Genomic DNA, 17,565 nt, shown 5'->3' with positions numbered 1-17,565 from the left:
CAGCTATTGGTGCGTAAATTCGCCTTGCCTACAGGATGTAGGTACCTTAGCGAGAGCAGGACGCGGAAGCGGTGTTTTCCCTAAAACTCTCTGGCTAGAGAAGGAAAAAACTAAGTTGTGCTTTAGAAACAATGAGTTGGAACATTCCTTATCCAAACCTCAGGTTAATTAACTATTTGGCCTCTTAACTCACCACTTGGATTTGCTGGTGTATGCACATTCACGTAGTGACCACCGCCAGCCAGAATCGCAAATACTTCCGCTGTCAATGCTGCATTGGCCGGAGCCATCCAGCGATTGGCATCACTACTATCTTGCATTAACGTTAGTAAAACAGGGCCGTTTTCACCAGCAATACCAGTATGTATATGCGCAGCCGTTGCATCGGTAACACCTGAGGTGAGGACTTGTAATTCAAGGTCGAAGCCGTTTCGATTTACCAAAGCATATCCACTACCAGTAGCTGTGGTTGTAACGGCTGGGACTTCTTGCTCGCCACTCAATGGAAACGCTACCAAAGTGTAGTTGTCAGTGAGGATCTGGCCACGTAGTTCACCACTCGCATTTGCTGGTGTATGCACATTAACATAGTGACCACCCGATGCGAGCACTGCAAAAATCTCAGCATTGATCATGGTGTTGTCTGGCGTCATCCATACATTCATATCATCGGTGCTTTGCTCAAGGCCAACTAAAACATCACCATTCATGCCGATCCGGCCGGTATGAATATGTGCCGCCGTTGCATCTTCAACACCCATTGTCACTACACGAAGTTCAACTTCATAATCGTTTGTGTTAACCAGTGCGTAGCCGTCCCCTGACGCCATGGTCGATACCGCAGGAACCTCTTGCTGTCCTGATAGCGCAAATGTAGCGAGCGCATAATTGCTGGTAAGAATTTGGCCACGTAGCTCACCACTGGGATTGCTAGGAGTATGGACATTAACATAGTGACCACCCGATGCGAGCACCGCAAAAATCTCAACATTGATCATAGTGTTGTCTGGCGTCATCCATACATTCATATCATCGGTGCTTTGCTCAAGGCCCACTAAAACATCACCATTCATACCGATCCGACCGGTATGGATATGTGCCGCCGTTGCGTCCTCAACACCCATTGTCACTACACGAAGTTCAACTTCATAATCGTTCATGTTAACCAATGCGTAGCCATCCCCAGACGCCATTGTCGATACCGCGGGAACCTCTTGCTGACCTGAAAGCGCAAATGTAGCGAGCGCATAATTGCTGGTAAGAATTTGGCCACGTAGCTCACCACTGGGATTGCTAGGGGTATGGACATTAACATAGTGACCACCTGATGCGAGCACTGCAAAAATCTCAGCATTGACCATAGTGTTGTCTGGCGTCATCCATACATTCATATCATCGGTGCTTTGCTCAAGGCCCACTAAAACATCACCATTCATACCGATCCGGCCGGTATGAATATGTGCCGCCGTTGCATCCTCAACACCGCTAGTGACAACTCTGAGTTCTACTTCATAGTTATCAGTGTTAACAAGAGCATAGCCATCACCGGATGCCATTGTTGTTACTGCTGGCACTTCCTGTTTGCCGGATAAGTCAAATGTCGCAACTGCGTAATTGTCCGTCAGGATTTGGCCGCGGACCTCACCATTTGGTAGCTCTGGCGTATGGACATTGACGTAGTGTCCACCCGAGAGCAAAACATTCAACGTCGCTTCGTCGATCATCGTGTCATCTGGCGTTACCCAGTCTGTCATTACTTCGTCGTCCTGCTCTAACACCACAAGTACATCGCCGTTCATACCAATGCGGCCCGTGTGAATATGTGCAGCTGTGGCATCATCAACGCCCATAGTCACCGCGCGAAGGTAAAGCTCGCCATCGGTGCTGTCGTATGACGCATAACCATACCCCATGGCACTACTTTCATTCATTGGCACCTGTTGTGAGCCATCTAATTTGAACGTGATCACGCTTACCGTGTCAGGCACAATCTGAGCGCGTAACTCGCCGTTTGGAAAGGCTTCGGTGTGTAGATTAATATACCAATCACCATCCAACATATCCTCAATTAGATCCTCAGACAGATCTGTGATCGGAATACTCACTTTATTGTCATCTGATGCTTCGAAGGCGAATGCCACATCGCCATTCGCCCCCAAATCACCATCGTGAATATGTGCAGCACTAAAACCTTCGACGTTGCTGTAGTCGAGTGTTGCTCTGAGTTGCATCAGATTTTCATCAAGCTCAACTGTTGCGGAAGCGGTTTGCATTGACGTATTCATCGGCACTTCCTGCTTTCCTGATAACATCAATTCAAAGGTCTTAGTCGCTGAAAACTCTTGGGCTGGCGGCGGTGGCGGAGGTGTAACAGTATCGTTATCGTCATTATCGCTGCATGCCATAAGAAGCATGAAGCTGGCACTTACTATAAACTTTTTCATTATACTCATCCTGTAGACTAGGTTAAAAAGAATGACTTTTGTCACCCATAGCTAACCCTTACGAACAGGCTTGAATAAAAGTTCATCAAGTTTGCAAAATTATTGTATATATTTTGTCTGTACCTAATTGCACCAATCGCAATACCAACTTTTGCCTGAGCATCCATTTATACCTATGATATTAACGCTTGAATGGCATTACATTCAGCTCAATGATATCAATGAATTTCTCACAATAATTGTGAAACCTCATTGCCATATAAGAGTCATCTTTTTGTGATTAAGTAGCTGCTTTAACAATAATAATCAGGATATTTTATGTTTAAGCACTCACTTATCGCGCTCTCTTTGCTTTCTCTTCTCACTGGCTGTTCACTTGATGGTGACGATGGCGCAACAGGCTCGCAAGGGCAACAAGGCGTTGCCGGACAAGATGGTAACGATGGACAAAATGGTACAAATGGCTCCGACGGCCAAGATGGAGCAAACGGACAAGACGGAACCAATGGCACTAACGCCAATAGCATGCTTGAAATAAGTCTTGTGGGACGCGCAGTGCTTAATGCAGAAAGCCCTGAAGGCGCCGCTGAAATTGTCGCTTACCAAGCATCCAAAAAATGGATATATGCCATTAATAGTTCAGGCAGTGCCGCTGTGGTTGAAGTTATTCCAGCAACCAGCTTTGATACGGCCGCTCTGGTCAAAAATAATGAAGGTGTTATTACCGCTACAAATTTAACATCAGCCATGACAATCAACTTAAACGACAATACATCTGGCGACGCAAACAGCATTGCAGTTGACGAAAACAACCAACTATTGGCAGTTGCAATGGCTGCCAAGACCACGGGTGACGCAGGACAAATCGCTTTTTATGATATCTCAGGTGCAACTCCGGCCTTTATTAAAAATGTAACGGTGGGTGCACTACCTGATATGGTTACCTTTACTCATGATGGCAGCAAAGTCGTGGTCGCAAATGAAGGGGAACCAGCAGGTGACTACAGCGTTGATCCTGAAGGTAGCATCAGCATTATCAACGTTACAAATGGCGTAGTTGCAAATACAGCAACACAATTAGACTTTAGCGCATTTAACACCAAGCAAGCTGAGCTAGAAGAACAAGGCATTGTCTTCGCCAATCCAACTGGTCGCACTATCAATGGCAAACTTATTAATACGACAGTTGCGATGGATTTAGAACCGGAATATGTCACCATCTCTAAAGACAACCGCTTCGCCTATGTTTCAATTCAAGAAAACAACGCACTCGCTATCGTAGATCTAAGTGACAATAGCCTTAATTTAGTCGGTTTGGGATTCAAAGACTGGTCAAATTACACCATGGATGCCTCGGATAAAGATAAAAAGATCAATTTTAAAAAGTACCCCGGTCTTTACGGCATGTATCAGCCAGATTCTATCTCTAGCTACACGTGGAAAGGCGCGAACTTTATTGTCTCTGCCAATGAAGGTGATGGTAGAGAATACTTTTTTGATGCTGCGGATGAAGCCGACTGCACCGCAAAAGGTGGCCTAGATTACGATAAAGATGATGGTTGTTTAGCGTACATTGATGAGAGCCGTGCCGAAGATCTTACCTTAGCAAGCAACTTTGCTTATCTCAATAATGACGATGACGACATTGGTCGCCTTAAAGTCACAACGGTGAAAGGCGATGAAAATAATGACGGCCAATATGAAGCGCTGTACACCTATGGTGCACGTTCATTCACCATTTGGGATAGCAACGGCCTTGTGGTGTTCGACTCTGGCGATCAAATCGAGCGGATCACAGCCTCCGTGCATGGCGCACAATTTAACAATGATGAAGACACCAATGAAGGCGATACGCGATCTGATGCAAAAGGCCCAGAGCCGGAAGCACTAGCGCTTGGTCAAATTGGTGAACGCACTTTTGCATTCGTTGGCTTAGAGCGTATGGGTAGTATCATGGTTTACGATATCACCAACCCTTACGATGTTAAGTTTGAAGATTATTTTTACAACCGCGGATTAGTTGAAGATGCCGAAATCAGTGGCGACTTAGCCCCTGAGGGCATGGCATTTATTCCTGCCGACAAAAGTGCAACTGGCGAAGCCTTATTGGTGATCGGTAATGAAATTTCCGGCTCAGTTGCAGTATGGCAAATCGCTGAAAAATAAAGCATTCACATTATGTCGCTGTGGAGGTGCTCTATGCGCCGATCTTGATAAAAAGATCGCGGGGTGAATCCGCTCCTACAACATACTTAAACCCTTGGTGGGAGCCGCTTTACGCGGCGATCATTGGGGAAAAGAGTGCGGGGTGAACCCGTTCCCACAACATATTCGAGCCCTTGGTGGGAAGTGCTTTACGCGGCGATCATTTGGGAAAAGAGCGTGGGGTGAACCCGTTCCTACAACATACTTAAACCCTTGGTGGGAGCCGCTTTACGCGGCGATCTTTAGGTTATTCTGACAATCCTTTAACCGTATTTGTGAGGTTTTCTGCACCTTGCTTTATTTCATTCATCACTTTGTTCACTTCGTCGATTTGTGCAAGGCCAAGTTCAGTACTTTCGGACACCGTATTCATCAGTGCCGTGGCTTCTTTAGTTAACACTTCATTCTGATTTACTACATCATTGATTTCGTTGGTCGACTGCGAAGTACGTGCAGCTAAACTTCTTACTTCATCGGCTACCACCGCAAATCCTCTTCCCTGCTCGCCCGCTCTGGCGGCTTCTATCGCTGCATTGAGAGCTAACAAATTGGTTTGCTCCGCAATCGCGCTGATGGTGGACACAATTGCCGAAATCCCTTTTGACTGTTCATTAAGCTGTGCTATTGCGGCCATTGCACTTCGCACTTGATTAGAAATAAGCCCAGAGGTACTGACAGACTCTTGCAACAGCAAGCTTGCACGAGCTGCAATTTGCTCGGTTTGCTCTGATGTCACCTGCGCAACTTCGGCAGCTTGTGCGACTCGATGCGCTTTTTGCACCCGCGCCGTGATATTTGTTGCAAACTTTATCACTTTAATGACTTTGCCATGTTCATCAAAGATAGGGTTATACGTTGCTTCAATCCAAATATCTTCGCCATGTTTACCTAAGCGATGAAAGCGACCACTTTTATGCTGGCCTTTTGCCAGCTCTTGCCAAAAATGTGGCTGTTCTTTATAAAAGCTGTCGTCACAGAACATTCGATGATGCTGACCTTTAATCTCACTGAGTTTATAACCCACAGTAGCCGTGAAATTTGGATTCGCATCTAAAATAACGCCCTCTGGTGTAAACTCTATGGTTGCCATGGACTTATTGAGTGCGTTAGCTATCGCTTCTTGTGCTTTGATAGTGAGCTTTTCTGCTGTGATATCATTCGCAATTTTAACAATACGGGTGACTTTGCCATTCTCTTCAACTGGGAAATAGGTAGCATCAAGCCAAACTACATCACCTTTTTTGGTAAAGCGTTCAAAATTACCATACTGAGCCTGGCCACGTTGAAGGCTTGCCCAGAAACTGCGATATTCCGAAGAACTTACATAGTCTTTATGGCAAAAAATACGATGGTGCCGCCCTATCACTTCAGCCTCAGTGTAACCCACGACAGCAAGAAAATGTTGATTGACTGCTGCTATTTGACCATCGGGTGTAAATTCAATTTTTGCGACCGCTTCATCAATCGCAGAAAGTAATGCCCGAGCACGCTTGAGTTCAGCGGTCAAATTTTCAACTTCTTGATTTGGCTTTCGAAAAAAATTCATAAGCTATTCCATAACAAACAATATGCATGACCGCATTATTATCATAATTTTGGTAATAAAGTATGAATTATAGATAAGAAAGTGGAATTTGGTGCACTAGAGTATCCACCAAAGTAAAAACAAGCCGCGCGCTTACCACACAAGCAACGCGACTTGGCATTATATCAATTGTATTGACTAACCAGTGCAGCGCTTTGGTTAACTACTTCTGTACCGTCAGACGGTAATCACCCGCACCGCTGTATGAATAAACCAAGATGCGGTAGTAACCTGAATTTGCCGTATAGTTAATTGACTCTTGTGAGGTCGGCGTCTCCGAAATGGCAACTTGTTGCCATGCACCACCTTGCCAAGCTTCGAGTTTCAAATCGAAGTCTGCGTTTGTAGGTCCCTCTAACGTAAGTGCGATTGTGCCACCGCCATACTGAAACCAACTGCCATCAGGTTGTATGGCTTGTTGCTTGTCCGTTAAGTATCCAGTGTAAACATCTCCCGCTGGTGGTGGGGTTGTACTACCGCTTACGGTAAATTGGATCTCTGCAGCGGGATCAGAAATATTGCTGATGGACAAGCCCGAGTCGCTTCCATTCCACCATAGCGCATTCGTCCCTTTGCTACTCAACGCATTCGGCAGTGTGGCACTAAACTCTCCGGCCACATCAAATAAATCGCCATTATCCCCACGGTTTCGGCCATTTTCAGGATCTCGCTTGGCATCACCATGCTCCATTTGGATATACGGATACCATTCATTCGAGTTATTGCCCGCGGAATCAACGTGCCAAATAGCCAAACCTGAATCGAGTTGCTCTGAGTTTTGTCCCGATTGATGAATAGCCTCAATGTAAAAAGCTTCATTCGCGTTACTTGGGTTGGTCCATTTATATGAGCTATTAGCGCCTGAAATATGGCTGAGCCTTCCCGTTGGGGCATTGGCATTTACGGCTGGGTTAAGTTCAGTTACCGTATCCCAACCAGCTATGGCTCTAAAGTGTGCAACAGGTGGAGTCGGCTTAAAACGGTTGGAAGCGCCAATCGCGCCAAACCCCATAACACCAAAACTTGCGACAGAGCCCTCTGAGCTGCCATCATAATCATAAAGATCGGGCCAATTTGTGATCAAGTGACCAGATTCATGGACAAAGGTGCCAATTGCAAGGCTATTTCCCATATCAGTGATTTGATAGCGATCGGTACACACGCCATCAGCACAAAAACGTGGACTGAGCCTTGCCATATGTGGCCATAAGCCTTTAGACCATGCACTATCAGAGTTGCCAGCATAAAAAATATTTAACCCACGGATCTGCCCGCTACCATTTGTAGTCAGCGAACTAAAATCAAATCCCTGTTGAAATTCAAGCCAATTTAGCGCTTCTTTTATGAGTTCTTGCGAGCGTACTGTTGAGCTTAATGCGCTATCCGCGTAATACGCTTTGTTTTTCTTTGCGGTGTAATAAGCCGTTACCGTATTGGTATAATCGAGCTTGCCTCCAGAGACCGACGAAAAATACCCTCTTACTGACTGCGCGTTACCAAATTCATTGTAATTTTGGTCATTTAAAAAACGCTCAACTTGCGCTTTTGTGATAGTGCCGCGCTCATCAGGGAAATCAATGATGATGGTTAACCCTTTTACTTGACCACTGATCTCAGCATTCAACGCCGTTTCATTGTTATTGCGTTCAAACTGATGCGTATGTACCAAGTCGACAGGTGTTTGGTTTTGACCCAACATTACTTGTTGTGCCGCTTTTACTTTTTTTGCAATAGCAGCGGATGATAATCCTTGCCGCTCAGTTGAAACTGAGCGACTTTTTATTCCCAGTTTTTCTTGTTCAGTAACTAACTTACCTGTTGATATAAGTCGCTCACCATCGGCCGAAACCTGAGCGTAAGCCATGCCTTTAAGCGAGGCGTCATACACTACAAGCTCGCCGTCAATTGTACGCTGCTGAGCAAAGTACGTATTACCATTAAGGATAAGTGTGATCACCTCACCACTTGGTTGGGTAAATTGGTACTGTTCATTTTTATAAGGTATAGCCGCGTTTACTGCGACACTGGTTGCCAATAATGACGTTGCGATAATTGCTGATGTTAATTTCATTTTTCCTTTCCTAGGTTACATGTTGTACAACTCGTTAACATACAGAAAGGATACAAAATTGCAACAACCACCAGCCCATTAAAGGTACAAAATTTATCAATTAGATAAATAACAAATAGTTACAACGATTACAATTTCATCATTTTAGAAGCTTTTACATTTCAAAGTGAGCAAAAAAAGCCCATTCAAACTATTTTTTTCAATTTATAGTTTACAAGTACTAAACATTACATTAGCATTGGTCTCGTTCCTTTGGGGCTGCACCTTTTTACCTGCGTAACTAGGCGTGCCTAAAGTCACAATTGAACTCCCGAGAAGTAGAGCTTGCCGACTAGGATGTTGGCATTATTGGGATTTCCTTGGCACAGCTTGTTGCTATTGGAGTTTTTATGCAGGCCAGTATGGCCTGCTTTTTTTTTGTCCAAAATTCACTTTGGACCAATTGCCGAGTGCGATTCAACTAGTTAAACTCAAAGTACATGTTCCTGATTTGATGTAAACCATGTCGGCACTACGTAAACCCATTTCGGTGTTAGTCGTAATATACAACGAGCATAATGAGTTTTTGCTATTACAAAGGGCAGACGACAAACACTTTTGGCAATCGGTAACTGGGGGAGTTGATCCCGGTGAAACTCCAATGGCTACCGCTTATAGAGAGTTAAAAGAAGAAACCAGCATTGACGCCGCGGCGCTTGGGATCACCATCCACTCGCATAATAAAACGAATCAATACACGATAAGACCACAGTGGCGCCATCGCTATGAGCCGGGTGTTACCATGAACACTGAGCATGTTTTTAGTGTCCAAGTACCGTCAGGGATCAGCGTGGTACTTGCCGAAGATGAACACACGGACTTTATCTGGCTAAACAAAACACACGCTTGTGAACGCGTCTGGTCCCCAAGCAATCGACAGGCAATAGAACTTATAGGAGTATGATTAAGCTATGTTTACATCATTAGGATCTTTACAAACACCATGTTTAGTTGTTGATAAAATTGCTTTTTTACATAACCTTTCGCGCATGGAAAAGCATCTTGATGCTTTTAATGTGGCTCTTCGCCCACATTTGAAAACGGTAAAATCTACTGCAGCCGCAAACTATATTTTGGCCGACAAGCAAGCGGGATGTACGGTTTCCACCCTAAAAGAAGCAGAAACGTTTGCAGCGGAAGGTTACACCAATATCACTTATGCGGTGGGGATAACAGAGGATAAGTTACAACGCGTTCTTGTCCTTATCAATCAAGGTGTCAATTTAACCATACTACTAGACAGCATGGAACAAGCTATGTTTGTCTCTCAATTTTGCGCGGAAAATGGCTGTAAAATTAGTTGTCTGATAGAAATCGACTGTGACGGACATCGGGCAGGACTTAGTCCTAAAAACAAAGAAATCGTGACAATCGCAACCATACTGGAAAGCGGTGGTTTATATCAGGGCTTGCTTACACATGCAGGCGGCTCATACGCCTGTAACACCCTAGAGCAGCTAATACAGTTTGCAGAGAAAGAGCGCTCAGCGGTTGTGGCTGCCGCCTCGATGTTGGAAGAAGCCCAGATTGCCACAACAGTGCTGAGTATTGGCTCTACGCCAACAGCGCTGTCAACGCAAAACCTAGATGGGATCACTGAAGTGCGAGCTGGGGTCTACACATTCTTCGACCTTGTTATGGCTGGTATCGGCATATGTGATATCGAAGATATTGCACTAAGCGTGTTAACACGTGTCACTGGTATCAAGCGTAGTGAAAATAAACTCTTTATAGATGCAGGTTGGATGGCGCTTTCCAGAGACAGGGGTACCGCGAGTCAAGCGTTTGATTGTGGCTACGGCCTTGTGTGTGACCAAGAAGGTAATTTACTGCCTGGACTCAAAGTAACCTCAGCGAATCAAGAACATGGCGTTATTGAATGCGAACCTGGCTTCACCTTACCGGACGTGAAACATGGTGACCTACTACGTATTTTACCGAATCATGCATGTGCAACAGCCGCTCAACACTCAGGCTATCATGTGTTAAGTCATGATGACATCGAGTTTTGGCCAAGGTTTGGGGGGTGGTAGCTCTTCACCTTACAGCCTTTAACAATACAAATCCGATTCTCTAAAGCATAAAGTAAATTTACCAATGGTAATTCACAAATCGTTCATCTATATTAGGAACATGCATTTGATGCGAACAATTCTTATGTAGTAGGAGAGCTAACATGGATCCAGTCACACTTATTTTTGATTACCTTTTTACCATTCAAGCGTTTTTATTGATTTTCGTTATCGTGGTACTAAAAGGTAGTATCAAATTTGTCCCGCAGAACCGTGCGTGGATTATTGAACGTTTCGGCAAGTATCAATCCACTAAAGAAGCCGGCCTTAACTTTATTCTGCCATTTATCGATCGTGTAGCCGCCGATAGAAGCTTAAAAGAGCAAGCAGTTGATGTACCGTCTCAATCAGCCATAACCAAAGACAATATTTCATTGATTGTCGATGGTGTACTCTATTTTAGGGTTTTAGATCCGTATAAAGCGACTTACGGTGTTGACGATTATATCTTCGCGGTAACTCAGCTTGCGCAAACCACCATGCGTAGTGAATTGGGCAAAATGGAGTTGGATAAAACCTTTGAAGAACGAGATTTGCTTAACACCAACATCGTCGCCGCCATCAACTCAGCTTCTGATCCGTGGGGCATTCAAGTACTGCGCTACGAGATTAAAGATATTGTGCCACCAAACTCTGTAATGGAAGCAATGGAAGCACAAATGAAGGCTGAGCGTGTGAAACGTGCTCAAATATTAGAATCTGAGGGTGACCGTCAAGCTGCAATCAATGTCGCAGAAGGTAAGAAGCAAGCACAAGTACTTGCAGCTGAAGCCGAAAAAGCAGAGCAGATCTTAAGCGCCGAAGGTGAAGCAAAGGCGATCATTGCCGTTGCAGACGCACAAGCTGAAGCCCTGCGTAAAGTCGGTGAAGCCGCAAATACCGAAGAAGGTCAAAAGGCCATACAGCTTGACTTGGCAACAAAAGCCATTGCAGCAAAAGAAGCAATAGCCAAAGAATCTTCTGTGGTATTGCTGCCAGAAAGTGGCACTGATGCAAGCTCGCTTGTGGCACAAGGCATGTCTATTATTAACACATTGAATAAAAAGCAAGGGTAACGCCTATGGCCTTTTTACTTGAGCACTTAGCACAAACCTTAGTAGTACTAGGAATTGCTTGCCTAATTGTTGAGGTTGCTGTGCTTGGTTTTGCGACCTTTGTATTGTTCTTTTTAGGTCTATCGTTGGTGATAAGCGGCGGCCTAATGTACGCAGGTATGCTTGACCAAACTTGGCTAACTGCACTTTGGTTTAATGCGCTAGTCACGACATTACTGGCGGTGTTTTTATGGAAACCACTAAGACGTATGCAAGATGTCACTGACGACAAAGAAGTAACGAGTGATTTTGCTGAGCTTAGCTTTACGCTAGAAAAGGACTTAAATCCAGATAGTCGTATTTTTCATACTTATTCTGGTATTGCATGGCAACTAAAAAGTAAACAACCTATTACTGCAGGAACACAAGTCAAAGTGGTTAAAAAAGAGGTTGGAGCGTTTTGGGTAGAGCCAAATTAAGCCAATTGGTATAGCCTTGCGAACAAAGTGCCTAGCAGCAAATGTTGTTAGGCATTTTCAACAACTCTCTGTGTTCAGAAACAACTTTTTACCTTATTCTCTTTTCGTCTAGTACCTTCTCGGTTTACTCTATCCTGCACAACAGTTACACTCAAATTTAGGTACAAGGTTAAACACCTCTGAACCATGAATAAAATATAATAAAAAAACAAGGGATTATAACCTACAATGATTCGGGTCGAAAACTTAAGCCGAGTATACGGAAGCGGAGAGACACAAGTGCATGCACTAAAATCAGTTTCTCTAGAAGTAATGGAAGGTGAATTTGTCGCAGTGATGGGGTCTTCTGGCTCTGGGAAGTCTACTTTAATGAATATACTTGGCTGCTTGGACTCTCCGACCTCCGGCTCTTACTATCTTGCTAATCAAGAAATTCAGGCCGTGGAAGATGAAGCCTTATCACAAATTAGAAATCAAAAAATTGGCTTTATCTTTCAAACATTCCATCTACTTACTCGCCTAACCGCACTGGAAAATGTCATCTTACCGCTAAGGTACACCGAGACTTCCCCATCAGAGGCAAAAAGTCGCGGACTTGCCATGCTAAAAAAAGTAGGTCTTGATAGCAGAGCACATCATAAACCCTTCGAAATGTCTGGCGGACAACGCCAACGTGTTGCCATTGCACGGGCACTCATTAATGAGCCAAAAGTCATTTTTGCCGATGAACCAACTGGTAACTTAGATAGTAAAACCTCACATGAAATCATGGAGTTACTATGCCAGCTACACCAGCAAGGCCATACCATTGTGATGGTAACACACGAGGACGATATTGCAGCATATGCCGAGCGTATCATCAGAATGAAAGATGGCGAAAAAGTCGAGGATAGCCAATGCACAACTACATCATAAGCATCGCCCTGCTCACCTCTTTGCAGGCTTTTGCCAAACCAATTATCGTCTCAGGCCTTATTAAAGCAGGTGAAACTCAGGTCTTTCACGCACCGATGAGCGACTCTTGGAAAACGCAAATTCAGTGGATGCTGCCCGAAGGGGACGTTGCCAATGAGGGGGATATTGTCGTCGTCTACGATTCTGGCTCTATCGCGACCTCAATCGACCAAGATAAAGTGGCGCTTGACGCTGCAAAAGATGAGTACAAACGAATTGAGCAAGACGGCGCCCAAAAGATACTCGAAGCTCAGTTTCAGTTGAAAAAAACCATTTTGCTCGTCGAAAGAGCCAAAATAGATGCTAGCGTGCCAAAAGCCAATATCAGCACCTACGACTACGAGCAACACCAGCTGACGTTAGAAAAAGCGATTATCGAAAATCATAAAGCCGAAATAAGTTTAGGCAAGGCAGAAACTGAAGCAAAGGCAAATACTCGGAAACAGCAGCTAGAGATAAGGCGTCTAGAAGCGAGCCTCACGCACAACCAAGAACAACTGGAAAAAATGAGTCTAACGGCCAATAATAGCGGGCCCATTTTGTATGCGGACAATCCTTGGCACGGCAACAAGTTGTTTGCTGGCGCAACTGTACAAACAGGTTGGAAAGTAGCAGAAATACCTTCTACAGCGGGTCTGTATTTAGAAGCCTGGATCCATGAAGTAGATGCTATTGGTATTAAGGAAGGTCAAACTGCCGATTTAAAATTTGACGCCTTTCGCTCATCACCAACGCCAGGTACGCTCACTGAGCTATCAACACAACCTGAAAAGCGCCAAGACTGGGGCCAAGGCATGTATTTTCGGGCTAAATTCACATTCAACACCGATTTGCCACTACTGCCTGGCATGAGCGGAAGCATAACTTTGCTAGGAGAGAAAAATGAAAGTTAAGTTGCCAGCAATAATTATTCCACTCTATTTACTTGGCTGCAGTCAGGCCCCCAGCGATATACATTTCGTTAAGGCACAGCCAATCACTATCACTGTAGAAGCAAATGGTGAATTGGAATCAAAAAGCCGAGCGTTGATAGCCCCTCCTTCAATCAAGCGTATGTGGCAATACAAAATAAAGCAGTTAATGCCTGAGAATACCACGGTTCAAAAAGGCCAAACCGTTGTTTCTTTTGACGATCAAACCGTTAGAGATCGCTTGATGGAATACAATTCGAAGCTAAGTCAAGCGCAGAAAGAGCTAGAAAATAAACAAGCTCAAGTCGAGAAGCAAGAAGAAGAATACAAACTCGCACTCGCTGAAACGCAAATGAACTTCGATAAGGCAAAACGCCGCGCAGAAATCATAGACAACTCACGCTCAGACAACGACCGAAAAAAGGCGCAAATCGATTTCACCATTGCAACCAATGATTTAGAACTTGCCCGCGGTAAACTCGCTTTTCATCTAAACAACAAAGAACTGAGTATCCAAATGGCAAGAAGTAAGGTTGCACGAATGGATGCTGAAGTAAAAGAACTAAAACGTGACATAGCGCGTTTACAAGTAAAAGCGCCAATGGATGGGTTAGTTGCATATCGCGCAAACAGGGAAGGAGAAAAACCCAGTGTTGGGGAGTCCATGCAGTTTGGTCAACCAGTTGTTGAGCTATCGGTTATTGAACAAATGCAGGTAAAAGCACAAATTAAAGAAGCCGATTTTGGACGGATAAAATTGGGGCAAACAGTAAAAGTTACCATAGACAGTGCCGACGGATATGTTGTCGGTGGGACACTCATTGAAATAGGAAAGGCCTTTAGGGAAAAGTCACATCAAGATAAAAGCCGCATTGTTGATGCCATTATTGAGCTGGATAAGGTCGATACTGAAAAGCTGCGGCCAGGATTGACCGCTCGTGTAGAGATAGTGACAGCACAACTCGATAACGCCTTAACCGTGCCATTAAACGCGTTAAAACAAAGTGCGGATAAAGTGTTTATAGACACAAATAGCGGAGAAAAAGAGGTAACCGTCTCTTATACCACACCGACGCTTGCCGTGATTTCTTCTGGAATTAGTCAAGGCGCGGAGGTAAAGCTATGAGAAAAACATTACTCGCGATCATTATCCCACTTTGGTTACTTGGCTGCCAAGAAGCAACTGAACAGCCTGCGCAACTATTATATACCGTGGAGTCGAAGCCTTTTGCTATCACCGTTAATGCCGAAGGCGAATTGGAGGCCGCAAGTGAAACTGTCATATCCGCCCCAACTTCAGCGAGAGGGGCTCAGACGCTCGCATGGATCATGCCTGAGTATACTCAGGTGAAAAAAGGCGATGTTATTGCACGTTTTGATGGTAGTCAATTAGAAAGGGGAAAGCGTTTTAGCGAGTTCGACAAAGGCAAAGTCGCGCAAGATATCACGGTCACCGATAGTGATTTAATAACAAGAAAGTCCCATTTAGATAGCGATAAGGTTATCGTCAGTGAAGAAAAACACTTTGCAGAAACCTTTTCAGTTGACGATGAACGGATCCGTTCAAAGCTCGACATTTTAGATCAAATGCAAAATGTTGCATATCTCAATGCTAAAGAGGCTTATTTTGATTGGCAGACAGAGCAGTTTTCATCTTCAGCTCTTGGAGAAATGGAACTGTTAAAATTGCAGTCAAAGCAGCATGAAAGCAAAATTGCAATGTACAACGCTAACTTAGACAGTCTCGAAGTCATCGCGCCACATGATGGCTTACTCACTCTCAGTGCCGATTGGCGTGGTGAAAAACCCAAATCAGGGCAAGCGCTATGGCCTGGGCAAAAGATTGGGGGATTACCAGACATCTCATCCCTGCAAGCTAAGCTTTTCGTTCATGAAAAAGAAGCGCTTGGCCTTGCGATTGGTCAAAAGGTTAGGTTTACCCTGCTCTCCAATAGCGATGAGCGCTTTGATGGTAAAGTCACACAAGTATCACCTTACCCACAATCTATTCGTCGTGGAGATCCACAAAAATACTACGAGGTCATAGCGAGCCTTGATGAAACTCCAGCCTACTTTAAACCTGGTAATAAGGTGCTTGCTACGTTATTTGTCCAAGAAAATAAACAAGCGTTACTCGTGCCTAAACACAGCGTGATTAATGATAACAATGCGTTTTTTGTTCAAGTTAAAGACGGTAGTCAGTTTAAACGCGTAAAAGTGGAATTAGGCCAAAGCAACCTAAGCCATACTGAAGTACTTTCTGGTTTATCGCCCAAGCAACAAATTGCACTTGTCACGAATAAGGAACTGTAATGAAATATTTGGATTTATTTACCGACGCTATTGTGCAATTAAAGCAACATAAGCTCAGAACCCTATTGACCTTACTTGGGATGATTTTCGGTGTGGGTGCTGTTATTGCTATGTTGAACATCGGTGAAGGTGCTGAACGAGAAGCGCTTAAGATGATCGATTCTATGGGGATCAATAATGTTATTGTCAGCGCTAAAGACATTGAAGAGAATGACCTAAAAGAACAACGAAAGCACTCGCAAGGTCTTAATTTATTAGACGGCCAAGTGATTGTCGACGCCCTGCCCTTTGTTAGTGACTTTTCGGCTGAACGGCTAGTAGATACCTACCAGATATTTAGCGAATTCGGCAGTTTTGAAGGGGAAGCCACGGGCGTCACAGCAAACTATTTTCGCCTTGCGCATTATGAACTCGCTGCTGGTCGCCTGCTAAATGCTGAAGATAGCAAAGAATATAGGCAGGTTGCATTACTCGGCGCAAATACCGCAAAAACGCTATTTCCCCTCGGGAGCGCTGTTGGCCAACAAGTAAAAATTAACCATTTATGGTTTGAGGTTGTTGGCATTTTGCAAGCGCCGCACCTGAACAAAAAGGAGTTTCAAGGCGTTGCATTAGGAGGCGAGCAAAGCCGTATTTTTGTTCCGCTAACGACCGCAATTCATCGCTTCAATAAGGGATTACTTGAACCTGAAGTTACCGAACTAAAACTCGCTATCGACAAATCTCAGAGTCCAATTTTGGCATCTCAAGCTATCACTAACATTCTAACCAATCGCCATAGCGATATTGATGACTATAGGTTGACCATTCCCGCAGCGCTTCTTGCTCAGCAAAAACAAACACAAGCCATTTTTAATATGGTGATGTCTTGCGTAGCAGGTATATCACTCCTTGTTGGCGGTATTGGGATTATGAATATCATGCTTGCAACCGTACTTGAACGGACCAAAGAAATCGGCTTATTACGCGCAATCGGTGCGACTCGGAAAAATATTCAAGTTCAGTTTATTACAGAGAGTTTTACCATCTCGATACTCGGAGGGCTATTAGGCGTGGTGTTTGGTATTTTACTTTCAGAGATAATTGCATTTTATTCAAACTGGGCGGTTTCTTGGTCTCTGAGTGCTATTATTCTTTCTTTTAGTATTTGTGCCTTAGTTGGCTTAACATTTGGTGTATATCCTGCAATCAAGGCTTCAAAGCTAGACCCGATCGAAGCCTTACAAAGTGATTAACCAATTAGGAAGGCACTAACGCCATCCTTTATTTTGAGACTAAAATACTTTTTCGCATACAGCTCAGTGACCAAAGTCATTAACTAACCAGAACTCGGGATAACAACTTGTTCTCTAGCAGACGTTATCCCTTACTACTGCGTTAAATTTGCTTGCAATAGGCCAGCTATTGACGCACAAATTTGCCTTGTATTAAGAAATAACTTCTGGCTAGAGTGATATT

13 protein-coding genes are annotated in these 17,565 nt (G+C 44.2%); 10 read left to right on the top strand and 3 right to left on the bottom strand.

All coding sequences use genetic code 11. The features are described from left to right. Positions 1 to 164: 164 nt before the first annotated feature. Complete coding sequence (locus MHN32_RS22200) at positions 165 to 2,444, bottom strand: CHRD domain-containing protein (RefSeq protein WP_239422833.1); 2,280 nt, start codon at positions 2,442 to 2,444, stop codon at positions 165 to 167. Between the two features lie 318 nt (positions 2,445 to 2,762). Between MHN32_RS22200 and MHN32_RS22195 the strand changes: the two genes are divergently transcribed. Further along, positions 2,763 to 4,610: a choice-of-anchor I family protein gene (locus MHN32_RS22195; protein ID WP_239422832.1), complete on the top strand. Its 1,848-nt coding sequence runs from the start codon at positions 2,763 to 2,765 to the stop codon at positions 4,608 to 4,610. A 286-nt stretch (positions 4,611 to 4,896) separates the two neighbouring features. On the opposite strand, the gene MHN32_RS22190 is transcribed toward MHN32_RS22195, so the two are convergent. Beyond that, complete coding sequence (locus tag MHN32_RS22190; protein WP_206471153.1) at positions 4,897 to 6,195, bottom strand: PAS domain-containing methyl-accepting chemotaxis protein; 1,299 nt, start codon at positions 6,193 to 6,195, stop codon at positions 4,897 to 4,899. Between the two features lie 202 nt (positions 6,196 to 6,397). Beyond that, positions 6,398 to 8,305, bottom strand: coding sequence for a M6 family metalloprotease domain-containing protein (locus tag MHN32_RS22185; protein ID WP_239422831.1), 1,908 nt, complete (start codon positions 8,303 to 8,305; stop codon positions 6,398 to 6,400). Between the two features lie 502 nt (positions 8,306 to 8,807). Between MHN32_RS22185 and nudB the strand changes: the two genes are divergently transcribed. The 9 genes from nudB to MHN32_RS22140 all read left to right on the top strand — a co-directional run bounded on the left by nudB (position 8,808) and on the right by MHN32_RS22140 (position 17,342). Further along, positions 8,808 to 9,248, top strand: a complete 441-nt coding sequence (nudB, locus tag MHN32_RS22180; RefSeq protein ID WP_010607440.1) for a dihydroneopterin triphosphate diphosphatase — start codon at positions 8,808 to 8,810, stop codon at positions 9,246 to 9,248. 7 nt (positions 9,249 to 9,255) lie between these two features. Then, positions 9,256 to 10,377, top strand: coding sequence for an alanine racemase (locus MHN32_RS22175; RefSeq protein ID WP_010607439.1), 1,122 nt, complete (start codon positions 9,256 to 9,258; stop codon positions 10,375 to 10,377). 143 nt (positions 10,378 to 10,520) lie between these two features. After that, on the top strand, positions 10,521 to 11,471 hold the full coding sequence (locus MHN32_RS22170; protein ID WP_095726733.1) for an SPFH domain-containing protein: 951 nt from the start codon (positions 10,521 to 10,523) through the stop codon (positions 11,469 to 11,471). A 5-nt stretch (positions 11,472 to 11,476) separates the two neighbouring features. Beyond that, positions 11,477 to 11,929: an activity regulator of membrane protease YbbK gene (locus MHN32_RS22165; protein ID WP_102058530.1), complete on the top strand. Its 453-nt coding sequence runs from the start codon at positions 11,477 to 11,479 to the stop codon at positions 11,927 to 11,929. Positions 11,930 to 12,157: 228 nt separating this feature from the next. Next, the gene (locus tag MHN32_RS22160; protein WP_010607436.1) at positions 12,158 to 12,844 is read left to right on the top strand and encodes an ABC transporter ATP-binding protein; all 687 of its coding nucleotides are present in this window, start codon (positions 12,158 to 12,160) and stop codon (positions 12,842 to 12,844) included. After that, entirely contained in the window at positions 12,826 to 13,776 is a 951-nt protein-coding gene (locus tag MHN32_RS22155) for an HlyD family efflux transporter periplasmic adaptor subunit (RefSeq protein ID WP_239422830.1), read from the top strand. Before MHN32_RS22160 ends, MHN32_RS22155 begins: the two co-directional genes overlap by 19 nt. Beyond that, the gene (locus MHN32_RS22150) at positions 13,766 to 14,920 is read left to right on the top strand and encodes an HlyD family efflux transporter periplasmic adaptor subunit (RefSeq protein ID WP_239422829.1); all 1,155 of its coding nucleotides are present in this window, start codon (positions 13,766 to 13,768) and stop codon (positions 14,918 to 14,920) included. The genes MHN32_RS22155 and MHN32_RS22150 overlap by 11 nt, the downstream gene beginning before the upstream one ends. Beyond that, positions 14,917 to 16,107 (top strand): HlyD family efflux transporter periplasmic adaptor subunit, encoded by a 1,191-nt coding sequence (locus MHN32_RS22145; RefSeq protein WP_239422828.1) that lies wholly within the window; start codon positions 14,917 to 14,919, stop codon positions 16,105 to 16,107. The genes MHN32_RS22150 and MHN32_RS22145 overlap by 4 nt, the downstream gene beginning before the upstream one ends. Continuing rightward, positions 16,107 to 17,342, top strand: a complete 1,236-nt coding sequence (locus tag MHN32_RS22140; RefSeq protein WP_239422827.1) for an ABC transporter permease — start codon at positions 16,107 to 16,109, stop codon at positions 17,340 to 17,342. The genes MHN32_RS22145 and MHN32_RS22140 overlap by 1 nt, the downstream gene beginning before the upstream one ends. Positions 17,343 to 17,565: the final 223 nt, after the last annotated feature.

The sequence above is a fragment of the Pseudoalteromonas sp. Of11M-6 genome (genome assembly GCF_022347905.1).
Classification (GTDB): domain Bacteria; phylum Pseudomonadota; class Gammaproteobacteria; order Enterobacterales; family Alteromonadaceae; genus Pseudoalteromonas.
Note: the sequence above shows the minus strand (reverse complement) of the source record. Positions and strands in the feature narration are given on the sequence as shown.